Source organism: Sphingomonas kyungheensis (assembly GCF_037120395.1).
Lineage (GTDB): Bacteria > Pseudomonadota > Alphaproteobacteria > Sphingomonadales > Sphingomonadaceae > Sphingomonas > Sphingomonas kyungheensis.
Genome location: NZ_JBBBDM010000023.1, coordinates 1 through 14,404, shown reverse-complemented (window position 1 = coordinate 14,404; position 14,404 = coordinate 1). Strand labels below are relative to the sequence as shown.

The window sequence follows — 14,404 nt, the reverse complement described above, 5'->3', positions numbered from 1 at the left end:
TTCCGTTTCATTCCGTCCGTCCCTCCAAGGGCCGGTCTCTAGTTCCAGGTGGATGAAGAAACGGGGGGCACGTCACTGTACGCTCATCGTAAGACCCGATCTTCTGCGCAGCGGTGCCGCACGGGATGTACGGGCAGAGCATTCTGCCGAATGGGCCGGGCACATGCTGCAAGGAGATGTTAAGCTAGGCGTTTGCCGCCGTTCGGGTCAGCCTCGGAAACTACGCAGTCGCAAGTGTGGTTGGATACGCTGACTGCGGTCATCAAAGATCCTTACGCGTCGCAAACTGGGCTGGCTCATTGAGAAGATTTAGCGGGCCGACCCAGAAGTGGACATTCAGCCCACCCTTCCTGCTCCCCAACTTCGGACGCTTGTTCATCGTCGCGGACGACCAGCTTGCTACCCTGACCATCCACTGACGAATGTCGAGATCTAGGAGGCTAGCGGACCTAGCTCGCCCCACTTTCATGGTTCACGTTTTGGCTCGTCGGTCTTTTTGCCCGGCCCCAACTCCGCCCGGAGTCCGAAACCACCGCCACGCTGAAACCCTAGGGATATTCCCGGAGCGATCTGTATCCTCAGGGGACGGGACAGAGGGCCAGGGGACACAGGTGGCGGTGTCAGCGGGCGTAGACGATATTCTTCGTCGTTCCTTCGGCCACAAACCACAACCTCTTCAGCGTCAGAGTTTTGGGCGCAGCTGCGGTCGTTTCGCGTCAGGATATCGATCGGCGCGTCGCTGGGCAGCAACGAGCTTTCCGCAGACGGGGCCGCTATTGGTGACACCTCAGCTTGCTGAACGTCAATCATCTACGCCTCCACGTGTCGGCCCCGAACAGCGTCATGCATCATGACGATGTTCGCAAGGGGACATTCTGCTCCGATTAAACTTCCTCGCGAGAGGTGGTCAGGCGGGAACGCTGGTAGCTTCCCAAAACTCATGTTCGTCCAAGGAGTCGGGAACGCCGCCACGATCGCGAATGTCGCGAACTGGGCGTGAGCAGACGGTAAGCTGAGCTGAGTTCGTGCTTTCGAGTATCACATCTCGGGCATAAGCCGTGGCTTCCACGACCCACTTGCGGCCGTTAAGCGGGCCATTGTCGTTCCCGACTTCCGACGTTTGTTCAGCTCACGTCCGAGCCGTTCAGTGACCGCCGCAGCTGTAGATGGTCGGGTGCGATATGGGCTGCGGTAGGCGCTTATCCTCAATCCTTCGGGAGCAAGCCGGCGCTCGCGCGTTGTGACCCTCGCCTCGCTTGGGGCCTCGTCGCTCCAACGGAGGATCATCTCTTGTCCACCCCATCTGCCAGCCGCGTCCTGCAACCCGTCACGATTGGCGATCTGCAACTCAAGAACCGCATCGTCATGGCGCCGCTGACACGCAGCCGCTCAAACGACGACGGTGTGCCGCCCGGCTTCGCCGCCGATTATTATGGCCAGCGTGCCGATGCAGGCCTCATCATCACCGAGGCGACCAACATCTCGGCCCAAGCGCGCGGCTATGCAATGACGCCCGGCATCTGGTCGGACGCGCAGGTTGCTGCGTGGCGGCCGATCGTCGAGGCCGTGCACCGGCGCGGCGGTCTGATCTTCCTTCAGCTCTGGCACACGGGCCGCATCTCGCACCCTGATCTGCACGGCGGCGAACTTCCCGTGGCGCCGTCCGCGATCGCGGCGGAAGGACAGGCATTCACCAATGACGGCCTGAAGGATTTCGTCACCCCACGCGCGCTTGAAACAGCCGAGATCCCCGGCATCGTCGAGGATTACCGGCACGCCGCCCAGCAAGCGAAGGCTGCCGGCTTCGACGGCGTTGAGGTTCACGCCGCGAACAACTACCTCCTCGAGCAGTTCATCCGCGACAGCACCAACCGGCGGACGGATGAGTATGGCGGCTCCATCGAGAACCGCCTCCGATTCCCGCTCGACGTGGTCCGTGCCGTGGTCGAGGTCTGGGGTGCGAAGCGGGTGGGCATCCGTATCTCGCCGGCGACGACCGAGCCCGGCAAGACGCCGCTCGACAGCCAGGTCGTGCAGACGTTCGACACGTTCGTCGACGCGCTGTCCGAGATAGGCCTGCTCTACATCCACGACATCGAAGGCGTGACCCAGCAGACCAGAGACGTGCCGGACGGCATCGACTTCCAGAACCTGCGCAAGCGCTTTAGTGGCGCTTACATCGCCAACAATCAGTACACGCTCGATCTCGCCGAGGAGACGCTGGCGAACGGCGATGCCGATCTGTTCAGCTTCGGCCGGCCGTTCCTCGCCAACCCCGATCTCGTCGACCGTCTGCGTACCAGCGCCCCGCTCGCCGAGGCTCCCAAGCAATATTGGTACGGCGGAGGCTCGGTCGGCTACTCCGACTGGCCGGGGATGAACGGGCCAATCAGCCTGAAGTGAGACAATCTTGGTTTAACGCAACGGCATTGCAGGGCGGGCACGGAGTGCCTGCCCCCATTCGCCGTCGAGGGACGTTGAGACAATCCAGTCGCTTTTCCGATCCCGGCCGAGCCCCTGCTGAAACGGAGAAGAGACATGCGCGCTTTATGCTGGCACGGTAAAGGCGACGTCCGCGTCGACACCGTCGCGGACCCCGAGATCAAGCACCCGCGCGACGCGATCATCAAGGTCACCGCCTGCGCCATCTGCGGCTCCGACCTTCATCTGCTCGACGGCTACCAGCCGACGATGGAAGCCGGTGACATCCTCGGGCACGAGAATATGGGCGAGGTCGTCGCGCTTGGCTCGGAAGTGACCAACCTCAAGATCGGCGACCGCGTCGTGGTGCCGTTCACGATCAGTTGCGGCGATTGCTGGTTCTGCAAGAAGGGCCTGTTCGCCGCCTGTGATCGTACCAACCCGAATGCCGAGATGGCCGCCAAAGCGATGGGCCACTCGCCGGCCGGCCTGTTCGGCTTCAGCCACATGCTGGGTGGATATTGCGGCGGCCAGGCGGAGTATCTCCGCGTACCGATGGCTGACATCGGGCCGATTAAGATTCCCGAAAACGTCACCGACGATCAGGCGCTGTTCCTGTCCGATATCTTCCCGACGGGCTACATGGCCGCCGAGAATGCGCAAATCGAGCCCGGCGACACCGTCGCGATCTGGGGCTGCGGCCCGGTCGGCCAGTTCGCCATCCGCTCCGCGCTGATGATGGGTGCAGGCCGGGTGATCGCGATCGACGAGGTGCCAGAGCGGCTCGCCATGGCCGAGGCGGGGGGCGCCGAGACGATCAACTTCGCCGAGACCGACGTCTATGACGAGCTGCAGGCACGTACCAAGGGCCGTGGCCCAGACAGCTGCATCGATGCGGTCGGCTGCGAGGCTGCCGCACACGGCTCGGCGGACGCCGTCATGGACAAGGTGAAGGCGAGCCTGATGCTGGCGACGGACCGCGTCCACTCGCTGCGCCAGGCCATCATCAGCTGTCGCAAGGGCGGCACGGTGTCGGTGCCCGGCGTATATGTCGGCATGGGCGACAAGCTGCCGATAGGCGCGGCCATGAACAAGGGCCTGACCATCAAGCTCGGCCAGACCCACGTGCAGCGCTATACGAAGCCGCTGCTGGAGAAGATCGTGTCCGGCGCCATCGACCCGAGCTTCGTCATCACACACCCGGCCAGCCTTGAAGACGCGCCTGAGATGTATGCGAAGTTCCGCGACAAGCAGGATGGTGTCATAAAGGTGGTGATGCGCCCGCACGGCTGAACCGCATCGTCGCTGCGTCCCGAGGCCTTGGTCGCGGACGCAGCGACGACCCAGTTGCGGCCATTCAGCGCGGTATTGCCGCGTCCCGATTGCTGCCGTTCATTCACCTTGCAAAAGGCGTCTCTTCCAAAGCCTAATTGGATGACCGAACGTCTGGCATTGGGAAGATTGCGGCCTGACTGCTTTTAGGCCAGGTTCGGTCAAGGCAGACGTTGACGGACTACGATTGCCGCCGTGAATTCGCCTCAACGATGTAGCCGGGAGACGGCAGATGATTGCTTCAGTGGTCGGTCTCATGATGACAGCCGCCTCTCCAAGCTCGGCAGAGCCAACAGTTGTCTGCGAAATTGGAAGCATCGCTCTGCGTGAGCTGCCAAGCATCAGCCACAACAAAGGATTTGATGCATACTACGTCGCTCCCGACCCAAGTCACCCTGATCTGCTGACGATTTGCCCTGGTCTAAAGGATAAAATTCCCAAGAGCTATCTTATTGCAGACGACGATGCGCGATCGCGAGCAGCGGTGCACGCCCCTATTTCCGGCCAACATATCCGAGAAGCCTTCATCTATTCTGTCGGAGTTCCACAGATTAGTAGCGACGTTAAGAGCGCCGTCGTCCATTTGGCCTACTCATGCACCGGCCTCTGCGGTGGAGAATTAGAGGCTCGCTATATTCGCACATCAAAGGGATGGCAGCGCGAGGGTGAGATTCGCATGCTCTCCGTCTCTTAAACGCACCAGCAGCTGAACAATCGGGAGATTGCGGGCAAGCGCGACGCGCAACCGGGATGATTGACTATGAGCGTTAGCGGTAGTCCGATCGATTACCAGACCCCATGCCCCTTTGTGGCGAGAGCGGACCGGCTGATTTTTACGCTGCAAGCCATCAAACCAGCCACCAAACGGGCGCTCAAGGCGCAGTAGTCTTTTGTTTAGGCGGCACCCGGGTTTCGTGAAGATGGTTGGTCGATGCAAAACCTGTGAGTTGCGCGTCATGGCCACATAACGAATGGGCGGCAGGCGCAGCAACCTAAAATGGGGCGGGGGGTCTATAAGTCATGGATACGCGATCGATATCGTTATCAATATCTAGCACGACCTCAATATCCCAATAGGATTTTCCAAGGCCGCTGGGCGCGTAAGCGAGTCTGTATGGCTGCGCTAGCTTATTGTCGCTGTGGATCCGTTCGACATTCCACACGCTCCTAAAAGGCACCTGTAAGAAGGCCTCGCGAGGCGAAACCTTCGTTGTGTCATATGAGGCGATCGATCCCGCAAGGAGTTCAAACGACTGGAATTTCCCAGCTTTCAAGAGGCGTTGAGCGTCCTCCTGCTTGGCAATGAGGTCCGTAGCTTCTCGGGCGGTGACCCCGCTTAATTGCCGTTTGATAGGAACCGAGGCGGCCGGCGTCGTTTGTGCCCCGGCGCTAGTGGATTGGCCAGCCAGGCCGACGATAAAAGCGATTTGTAAGATGCCCATGCTTGCTTTCTCCACGATTTGAATTGCGCCTGCAATCGCTCGGAAGCCAATCAGCCGTTTTGGTACGTAGCCGATGATAAAAAACTTTTGATTTTTGCATGACGATGGCGAGATTGAATGGAAAAGCGAAACGACATTTTGCTGAACGAACGACTGCGATCGGGAACGGCACGACGATCGTTGAACGTCTACGTGGGGGCGGAGCTGCCGCCCCCCCTTCGCCGCCATGACCCAATCTCGGCCGTTCGTACGCACCTTCTCGCTTCCCTAAAGCTGCCGCTTGTTCATATGAGCGGATCGGGTGCTTGATCGAACCCGCTCGGCTGCTCGAAACGGCTCAGATTAGAGGGAAGCGGAAAGACGCTTACGGCTACGCCGATGCGATAGCCGACTCGCGCGGAGACTCCAGCCCCTTATTTGCTCCAATTGTTCCTACCCCGGGATGCGATGCTACCAAATTCAGCAAGGTTGTCCTAATCGATGAGTTTCGGCTTCAAATTAGCATCGGTTTATATCTATTGGGAAGTCGCGGCGTTTTACAAATTTTACTAACTATGTTTTATAGGCGCCGGCTTGCGACTGCTACTTACCATTCGAGCGATACTTTAAATAGCATCCTTAGCGTATTCGCTGGCGAGCTCCGGCACCGCGTGCCACACTAGCTCTGATAACAAACATGGGGTCACTGATGCGCGTCGGTATTTCTTTCGTTGCCCTGCTTCTCGCCTCCACGGCTGCTGCCCAGACGCCCGGCAGCGCATACCACCGCGCCCCGTCCGCAATTGCCAAGGTGCTCGAGACACCGCCGACCCCGGTCGTCGCGGTCAGCCCAGATCACCGAACGCTTGCCATCATCGATCGCGAGAACCTGCCGACAATCGCCAATTTATCGAAGCCCATCCTCCGCCTCGGCGGCTACCGCATCGACCCCGCAACCAATGGTCAGGCCGAGGTGCGCATCCAGTGGCTGACCGGCCTGACCTTCAAGGACGTCAGCAGCGGTCGCACGACGCGGGTCGCATTACCGGCCGGGGCGCGGTTCGCTGCGCCGGACTGGTCGCCTGACGGCAGCCGCCTGGCGTTTTACGTGCAAGGACCGGATGGCTTGGCGCTTTGGGTAGCAGAGCGGAACGGCACCGCCCGGGCGGTCGCCACCATGCTCAACGGCACGTTCGGGACGCCGTTCGTCTGGACTCCTGACAGCAAGGCGCTGATCGTCAACACGGTGCCCGGTAGTCGCGGCGCGCCGCCCGTCGCCGCGACGACCCCGACCGGACCGATCGTCCAGGAAAGCGCCGGCCGCACCTCCGCGGCGCGCACGTACGAGGATCTGCTCGGCGACGCCCACGATGAGGCGCTGTTTGACTATTACTTCACCGGCCAGCTGGTCCGGGTCGCGCTCGACGGCAACGCCCAGCCGATCGGCACCCCCGGTCTCGTCACCGCGTTCAGCGTCTCCCCGGACGGCCGCTACCTCCTGACCGAGCGGCTCAAGCGCCCCTATTCCTATCTGCTCCCGGCTAGCTTCTTCCCGACCGAGATCGCGGTGTCGACGATCGACGGACAGCCGGTGCGGACGCTCGTCGACCGTCCGCTTGCCGACGACCTGCCGGTGGACTTTGACGCGACGGTGAAAGGCCCGCGTGAGGCGATCTGGCGCTCGGACGCTCCGGCGACGCTGGTCTGGGCTGAGGCGCTCGACGGCGGCAATCCGCGCGCCAAGGTCGCCTTCCATGACCGGGTCATGATGCAGGCAGCCCCCTTCGATGCGGCGCCGGTCGAGCTGGCACAGACGCCTGCCCGCTATTCGACGACGATGTGGGGGGACGACGGTTTTGCGCTCGTGCTCGACAGCGAGTGGCGGACCCGGACTGAGCATCGTTTCGCCGTTGCGCCGTCTCAACCCGGCAAGACCCGGTTGCTGATGACGCGCAATTATCAGGACCAGTATGGCGATCCGGGCGAGCCGATCCTCGAGGAGAATGCAGCAGGTAAGCCGGTGATGCGCTTCACTGCCAGCCACGACGCCGTCTTCGTCACGGGTGACGGTGCGACCAAAGCGGGCGCCTTCCCTTTCCTTGCGACCATGCCGCTCGCGGGCGGCGAGCAGGTCCGCGGGTGGACTGCCAAACCTCCCTTTTACGAGACGGTCATTGCGCTGCTCGACGATAAGAGCCGACGGATCCTGACACGGCGCGAGAGCGCCACGCTCGCCCCCAATTATGTCATCCGCACCGTCGCGGGCAACGGTGCCAAGCCGATCACCGCCTTCGCCGATCCCGCACCCGTCTTCGCGGGGGTGACGAAGCGGACGATCACCTACTCGCGCGCCGACGGCGTACCGCTATCGGGGACGCTCTACCTGCCGGCGGGATATGACGCCAAGCGCGACGGGCCGCTGCCGACCCTGCTCTGGGCTTATCCCGCCGAGTATACCGACGCCAAAGTTGCCGGGCAAACTGTCGACCAGGGCAACCGCTTCGTTCGTCCGCGCGGCATCAGCCACCTCTTCCTCCTGACGCAGGGCTATGCGATCCTCGACAACCCGGCGATGCCGATCATCGGCGAAGGCGGCGCGGAAGCAAACGACACCTATGTCAAACAGCTTCAGCAGGACGCTCAGGCGGCGGTCGACGCGGTGGCCAAGCTCGGGGTCGGCGACCCTTCACGCATGGCGGTGGGCGGCCATAGTTATGGTGCGTTCATGACCGCCAACCTGCTGGCTCATACCACCCTGTTCCGCGCCGGCATTGCACGATCGGGCGCGTATAACCGCACCCTGACGCCCTTCGGTTTCCAGGCTGAGCAACGCACCTATTGGCAGGCGACGCCCACCTATACCGAGATGTCGGCCTTCACCTACGCAGACCGGATCAAGGCACCGGTCCTGCTCATCCATGGCGGAGCCGATGACAATAGCGGCACGTTCCCGATCCAGTCGGAGCGGATGTATGCCGCCCTCAAAGGCAACGGTGCGACGGTCCGCTATGTCGTCCTCCCCAACGAGCCGCATGGCTACCGAGCACTGGAATCCACGGAGGAAACGCTTTGGCAGATGACCGATTGGCTCGACCGCTTCGTCAAGCCCGTAGGCGCCGCTTCATCTTCAGCTAAGTCTGCCGCTGCTGATAAATGACCCACAAGTGGACATTCGAGGCCCCTTCCCCGCCTCTCACTTCCGGACATTCGTTAATCTGTTTGAATGGCAGTTCCCTCGCCGACTGAACGAGCCGCTTACCCTACTCGGATGAGCCTGCAGCAATCACCGCCGGTAGACGTCGGGAACGGTAGGCTGCATTCCCTTACATAAAGTCGCAATGAAAAGAGGATGAGGCCGCGTGCAGATTACCAGGCGAACCGTCATCGGCGCGACAACCGTGCTGGCCGGCACAGTGATATCGAGCCCATCCCACGCGCAAGACGATACGCGATGGCATGCTCTCGCGCAGGATGTGAAAGCGCAAATGGCATGGTCCTGGGATTGCTACTGTGATCATGCCTGGGGCAAGGACGAGATCAAGCCGGTAAGTGGCACCTTCTCAAGCTTTCAGCTCAAGACGCATCATCTCGGGCTCAGCCTCATCGAAGCGCTCGACACGCTGTGGGTAATGGGTCTCGACTCCCGGTTCAAGGACGGCGTCTCGTGGGTCAAAACCCACTTCGACGCGGACGTCGATGGCGAGGTCTCGGTGTTCGAGACATCGATCCGTCTCGTCGGCGGGCTGCTCTCCGCCCACCTCGCGTGCGGCGACGCGGTGTTGCTCGCCAAGGCGCGCGATCTGGCGGATCGATTGCTGCCGGCCTTCGCGACGCCGACCGGCATGCCCTACCGCTTCATCAACCTTAGAACCGGCGCGCCGCGCGAGGCGGTCACCAGCCCTGCCGATATTGCCACCTATCTACCCGAATGGGGCACGCTCAGCCGCCTGACCGGTGATCCTCGTTATGCGGCCGCCGCGCGCAAGGCGGTGATCGCGGTCTTCGAGCGGCGCTCGCCCCTCGATCTTGTGGCGACCAAGATCGACGTGATCAGCGGTGCCTGGCGCTCCCGCACCGCGACGATCGGCTCCTATTGCGACAGCTTCTTCGAGTATCTGTGGGATAGCTGGCAGCTGTTCGGCGATGCCGAGTGCAAGCGCATGTACGATGTGTGTACTGCCGCCATCCTCAAGCATCAGCAGGTCTGGAAGGATCGTCAGCTGTGGTTCGCCGACGTCGACTTCGAAACCGGCGCCGTGATCTCGACCGAGCAGGACGAGCTCGCCTCCTTCTATGGCGGCCTGCTCGGCCAGGGTGGCGCGCTCAGACAGGGTGCCGCCTACACCGAGAGCTGGGCCAAGGTGCAGGCGCGCTACGGTGTTCTGCCGGAAGGTTATGATTATGCGACATCACGCCCGACCCAGGTCACCAACGCCCTGCGCCCCGAACTCGCCGACGCGGCCTTTACACTCTGGTTGATCGATCGAAGCCCACGCTGGCGCGAGATCGGTCGCCTCCACTTTGAGGCGATGAAGCGGTGGAACAAGGCTCCCTATGGCTACACAGACCTTGCCGACGTGACAGCAACGCCGAAGCGTCAGGCCGATCACTGCCCAGGCTATTGGTGGTCCGAGCAGATGAAGTATTACTATCTACTGTTCGCCGATACGCCGCGCTTCGACTATTCGGACAACTACCTGTCGACCGAGGGCAACATTCTCAAGGGCCTGCGTCGCAACCAAGCGTAGGATAAAGGTTACACCCACTCCGTCTCATCTGAGTAGCTCGTCAACCGAACGATCACCTCGCCGGCAGATTTCCCTTTTGTTCCAGCCGCGACTGACTCATAGAATCAGCATGCCGATCCGCCCCGAGAACCGATGGCTTTATCCGATAGACTGGCAGCAGCTGTCGGCGACCGTGCGCTTCCGCCGCGCCGGCGCGCGCTGCGAACAATGCGGAAGGCCGCATCTGCGCCGTGTCGCGCATCTCGGTGATGGGCGCTGGTGGGATGGCGAGGCGCGCTGCTGGCGGAGCGACCGCGGCCGGCGCATCGCGATCAGAACCGGGGTCGCGCTCGGTGCGGTTCGGATGACCAAGGTGGTACTTGCCTGCGCGCATCTCGACCATGATCCGGGCAACAGCACGCCTGGCAATCTCAAGGCGTTATGCCAGCGCTGCCATATCCTTCACGATGCCGCCGAACATCGCTGGCAGCGCTGGTGGAACCGCTTCCGGCTGCGTGCCTGCCGCGACCTCTATGAGGATCCTCGCCTCACCCGGCAGCGGCTAAGCCGATAAAACCATCTGCTAAAATCAGAAGCTCGCCGACGACCCAATTGCGACCGTTCAGCCCGTACCCCGCCAAATCACAAACCGGCCACTCGTTCATATCGAGCGAGTGTGTAGCTACGCGAGTTAGGGGGGCATAACAAACTAGCCCGGAAGCGGCCCCGCCTCACGGTAGCTTTCGATCAGGGCGTCAAACACGGCGATGTCGGACCTGCTACGCGCGATGATCTGCGCGCCGGCAACGGCCGCATAAATCGCGAGTGCCCTTGCCCCCACGCTTTCCGGCAGTCCGATCCCCGCGGCGACGAGCTGTTTTGTCAACCATGCCACGTTGACGTCGGCGAAAGCCTGGACCTGCTTCAAGACCGGTCCAGGTAGCTCGTCACGCTCCGCCGCCATGAAGCTGCTGAGACACATCCGGTTGTCGCGCTCCAGCGAGGCCCGAAAGATACTTGGATATCGCTTTAACGCGTCCACAGCATCCTTCGCGTCGGCCGAGATCGCCGCCAGATCATGGTCGATATCTTCCTGATAGCGGCGCGCCACAGCCTCCCCGAGCAGCGCCTTGTTGGCGAAGTAATAGTTGATGCTGGCCGCCTTGATGCCGACCGTCGCCGCGAGGTCGCGAAAGTTGATGCCGCCATAGCCGCGCGTCATCGCCGCCTCTCGCGCGGCAAGCAGGATCGCCTCCCGCGCATTCTCTCTCGTTGCTACCGCCATCGTCGCGCCTCCACCTGCCATATGGCAGGCAGGGGTTGACATGGCAAGATTTAAGACGCAGATGATTACCTGTCATCTGACAGGCAGGTGATGTGACCGATGAACGCGAGACCCTCGATGGCCGATAAGCTGACGCTCTTCACCTCCCCCTCCGCCTTCCCCAACCCTCAGCGGCTGCGCATCTTCATGCATGAGAAGGGCATCGCCGACCGGTTCGCCGAGACGGTGTATGACATGTCGCCTGTGGGGGAACAGCGCGGGTGGCGGCATCTGAAGATGAACCCTTGGGGCGAAACGCCGACGCTGGCATTGGCCGACGGCTCGTTCCTGAGCGAGACGTCCGCCATAGCGCGCTACCTTGACGACAGCTTCGAGGGCCGCAAGATCATGGGCGAAACGGCGCATGAGCGTGGCCTGGACCAGATGTGGGACAGCCGAGTCTGGGTTCACATCCTCTACCCGATCGTCACCGCCTTCCATGTCATGCATCAGGGGCTCGGTCCCAAGCTGGAACTGACGCACAACCCCGCATGGGGTGAGCATTCGCGCAAGGTGGCGCTGGCCCACGCGGCACTGGTCGACCAGCATCTTGCCGATGGACGTGCATGGCTGCTCGGCGGGGACCAGCCGACCTTTGCCGACATCACGCTGGCCACCGCGATCGCGTTTTCCAAATACCCGGTGAACGCAACCCCGCTGGACGAGCGTTTCGAGCATATCGATACGCTCTGGCGGCGGTGGCAGGCCCGCCCGGCCTTCAGGGCCGCCTATGCCGATGGGCAGAGCGGTGTCCCGGAACTGGATGACCGCTCGTAGCATCCGCGTCATTCGTCTTCGCTAAGTACGTCCCAAGCAGGAGAGTTATCATGCTGTTTCACACCATGGTCGGATCGAACGACATCGAACGATCGAAGCGCTTCTACGACACGGTGCTCGGCACGCTCGGTGTCGGCGAACCGGCGCGCAATATCGCCGATAGCGGCCATACCCGGCTCATCTACAATAACGGCAACGGCACGAACTTCATCGTCAGCCAGCCTATCAACGACGAACCGGCGACCGTCGCGAACGGCAGCACCGTCGCCTTTTCGTGCAACTCGCCCGAGCAGGTCAGGCAACTTCACGATACCGCAGTTGCCAATGGCGGCACCTCGATCGAAGCGCCGCCCGGCCCTCGAGAGACCGCGTCAATGGGTACGATAGAGCTTGCCTATTTCCGCGACCCCGACGGCAATAAGCTTTGTGGGATCCATTTCCCCAAGTCATTATAGCCGTCGCATATCGGCTCTGAGGCGACGCCCGTCCCTGGCACGGACGGGCGGTAAATCTGGCCACGAAGAAGTGCCGCAGACGATACTTTCTTGAACGACCCACTATCGGCCATCCCCAACCCGCATTCAGCCGCCGAAACATGCCGCTCGTTCAAGTTAGCGAACCGAAGAGGTTGCTACTGACGTTCGACCGGCAGAAGGCGGGCTGCGCCACGCGCACATTGGTATTTGACGTTGCTAAAGATTATACGCAGCATTGCTAGACCCGTTCACCGAATGGAGGATGCCCAATGCATAAGCTTGTGTTCGCCGCCGTCAGCGTATGTCTTCTCGCGTCAGCAACCCCATCGATTGCCGCGCCTTGTCGCGATGCCAGAGGCAAATTCATCAAATGCCCTCCGAAGGCCCCGGTGAAGGCGACCCGCTGCAAAGCCAGCAACGGCAAATTTGTAAAGTGCGGCACGCCGGGAGCGAAGCCCATCTAGGGGGGATACAACCCCGCCAGTCGTATCGGTACGATCACTGACTGGCGAAATGCGCGGGATCTACGATCCGTCGTATCACACCGGCGCTTTGTCTGAGCGTCGTGCCGGGGGGTGATCAATAGGGAGCTATAGAGCTTCCCTTATCATGAGCCTTCGGTCTGCGCCCGAGGCTGCTAAACCGCTTTAATAACGCCTCATTCGACCGCCGCCCTTCAGCACTGACTGACTACCCGGCGCGATCCGCCTGCGGTAAATTCCTTCCTTTCGCCCTCCTTCGGAGTCGCCGTGGGCTTGTGGTAAGCGCGATAGGCCAAGCAACATCATCACATACAGGCGGTGCGTAGCTCCGAAAAATAACTGCTCCGATAAGGGCGGACCTTAGCAACATCTGGTCCGCTCGCTGTCGGCTTCAATGTTGCATGATCTGTTTAGAACCCCGCCCTCGTCTATGAACCACATTCTTGAACGATCTTTATACCATAAGTTGATATTCCCGTGCATTCGACTCGACATGAAGGATATCGGTGATGGGACATTCATCGGTGGATCCCGCCTTTAATGAGCTTCGTCCCTGGAATGAGGGTCGCCTGATTGGCGCAAAGAGGGCGCTGAAGCAGCAACAGGTATGGGCGATCCGCTTCTACCTCGACCAGCATAGACGACTGCGAGATCGTGCGCTCTTCGATCTGGCTATCGATAGCAAATTACGTGGATGCGATGTGGTCAAGGTACGTATAGGAGATTTGGTCTCAGGCGGTCGGATCCGTGACCGCGCCGTCATTGTGCAGCAGAAGACGAGGAGGCCGGTGCAGTTTGAATTGATGGAGACGGCTCGCAAGACCCTGCGGGCATGGCTCGAGCGTCGAGGAGGCACCCTCAACGACTTCGTGTTCCCAAGCCGCAATGACTACATGGCTCACATGAGCACCAGACAATATGCCCGCTTGGTGCGCGAGTGGGTCATCGGTATCGGCCTCGCACCCCAGGAATACGGCACCCACTCGCTGAGGCGCACAAAAGCTTCGATCATCTACAAGGCGACAGGTAATTTGCGCGCTGTTCAAATCCTTTTGGGCCATGCAAAGATCGACAGTACAGTCCGCTATCTTGGTGTGGACGTAGAGGATGCCTTAGAGCTAGCAGAACGCACCGAGGTCTAAGGTATCCACGAAACGGTCGATAGCGCCCCTGCCCCTCAGCATCTGCCTTCCGAGCTCCATGACGAATGAACACGACGCTCGCATCTTGAGAACGATACCGATTATCAAGAAACTCAGCACCGGCACGCCGGCATCATTGGGATATATGACTCAATGTCATATATACGCTCGCCCTCGGATAGCCGTGCTAGACTTTTTTTGAGTGATAAGCTTTTTACGCGATAGTCCTGACGTGCCCCCCGTTTCTTCATCCACCTGGAACTAGAGACCGGCCCTTGGAGGGACGGACGGAATGAAACGGA

At 61.0% G+C, this 14,404-nt stretch carries 11 protein-coding genes; 9 read left to right on the top strand and 2 right to left on the bottom strand.

The window, feature by feature from the left end; genetic code table 11:
* Positions 1-1,290: 1,290 nt before the first annotated feature.
* The 3 genes from V8201_RS18825 to V8201_RS18815 all read left to right on the top strand — a co-directional run bounded on the left by V8201_RS18825 (position 1,291) and on the right by V8201_RS18815 (position 4,447).
* A complete protein-coding gene (locus V8201_RS18825; protein WP_037531167.1) occupies positions 1,291-2,403 on the top strand; it encodes an alkene reductase in 1,113 nt (370 codons plus the stop codon).
* A gap of 135 nt (positions 2,404-2,538) precedes the next feature.
* The gene (locus tag V8201_RS18820) at positions 2,539-3,714 is read left to right on the top strand and encodes a zinc-dependent alcohol dehydrogenase (protein ID WP_037531169.1); all 1,176 of its coding nucleotides are present in this window, start codon (positions 2,539-2,541) and stop codon (positions 3,712-3,714) included.
* A gap of 271 nt (positions 3,715-3,985) precedes the next feature.
* Positions 3,986-4,447: a hypothetical protein gene (locus V8201_RS18815; RefSeq protein WP_271299865.1), complete on the top strand. Its 462-nt coding sequence runs from the start codon at positions 3,986-3,988 to the stop codon at positions 4,445-4,447.
* A gap of 298 nt (positions 4,448-4,745) precedes the next feature.
* On the opposite strand, the gene V8201_RS18810 is transcribed toward V8201_RS18815, so the two are convergent.
* On the bottom strand, positions 4,746-5,423 hold the full coding sequence (locus V8201_RS18810; RefSeq protein ID WP_336546272.1) for a hypothetical protein: 678 nt from the start codon (positions 5,421-5,423) through the stop codon (positions 4,746-4,748).
* Positions 5,424-5,883: 460 nt separating this feature from the next.
* On the opposite strand from V8201_RS18810, the gene V8201_RS18805 reads away from it, so the two are divergent.
* The 3 genes from V8201_RS18805 to V8201_RS18795 all read left to right on the top strand — a co-directional run bounded on the left by V8201_RS18805 (position 5,884) and on the right by V8201_RS18795 (position 10,475).
* The gene (locus tag V8201_RS18805) at positions 5,884-8,331 is read left to right on the top strand and encodes a S9 family peptidase (RefSeq protein ID WP_336546271.1); all 2,448 of its coding nucleotides are present in this window, start codon (positions 5,884-5,886) and stop codon (positions 8,329-8,331) included.
* A 202-nt stretch (positions 8,332-8,533) separates the two neighbouring features.
* Positions 8,534-9,922: a glycoside hydrolase family 47 protein gene (locus V8201_RS18800; RefSeq protein ID WP_271299050.1), complete on the top strand. Its 1,389-nt coding sequence runs from the start codon at positions 8,534-8,536 to the stop codon at positions 9,920-9,922.
* Positions 9,923-10,031: 109 nt separating this feature from the next.
* Positions 10,032-10,475 (top strand): hypothetical protein, encoded by a 444-nt coding sequence (locus V8201_RS18795; RefSeq protein WP_271299051.1) that lies wholly within the window; start codon positions 10,032-10,034, stop codon positions 10,473-10,475.
* A 135-nt stretch (positions 10,476-10,610) separates the two neighbouring features.
* On the opposite strand, the gene V8201_RS18790 is transcribed toward V8201_RS18795, so the two are convergent.
* Positions 10,611-11,186 carry a TetR/AcrR family transcriptional regulator gene (locus V8201_RS18790; protein ID WP_271299052.1) on the bottom strand — a complete coding sequence of 192 codons (576 nt, stop codon included), beginning with the start codon at positions 11,184-11,186 and terminating at the stop codon, positions 10,611-10,613.
* A 117-nt stretch (positions 11,187-11,303) separates the two neighbouring features.
* On the opposite strand from V8201_RS18790, the gene V8201_RS18785 reads away from it, so the two are divergent.
* From V8201_RS18785 to V8201_RS18775, 3 genes are all read left to right on the top strand, one after another.
* Positions 11,304-12,002, top strand: a complete 699-nt coding sequence (locus V8201_RS18785) for a glutathione S-transferase family protein (RefSeq protein WP_271299053.1) — start codon at positions 11,304-11,306, stop codon at positions 12,000-12,002.
* Positions 12,003-12,052: 50 nt separating this feature from the next.
* A complete protein-coding gene (locus tag V8201_RS18780; RefSeq protein ID WP_271299054.1) occupies positions 12,053-12,457 on the top strand; it encodes a VOC family protein in 405 nt (134 codons plus the stop codon).
* Positions 12,458-13,469: 1,012 nt separating this feature from the next.
* Positions 13,470-14,102, top strand: a complete 633-nt coding sequence (locus V8201_RS18775; RefSeq protein WP_271299055.1) for a tyrosine-type recombinase/integrase — start codon at positions 13,470-13,472, stop codon at positions 14,100-14,102.
* The last annotated feature ends 302 nt before the right edge of the window (positions 14,103-14,404 follow it).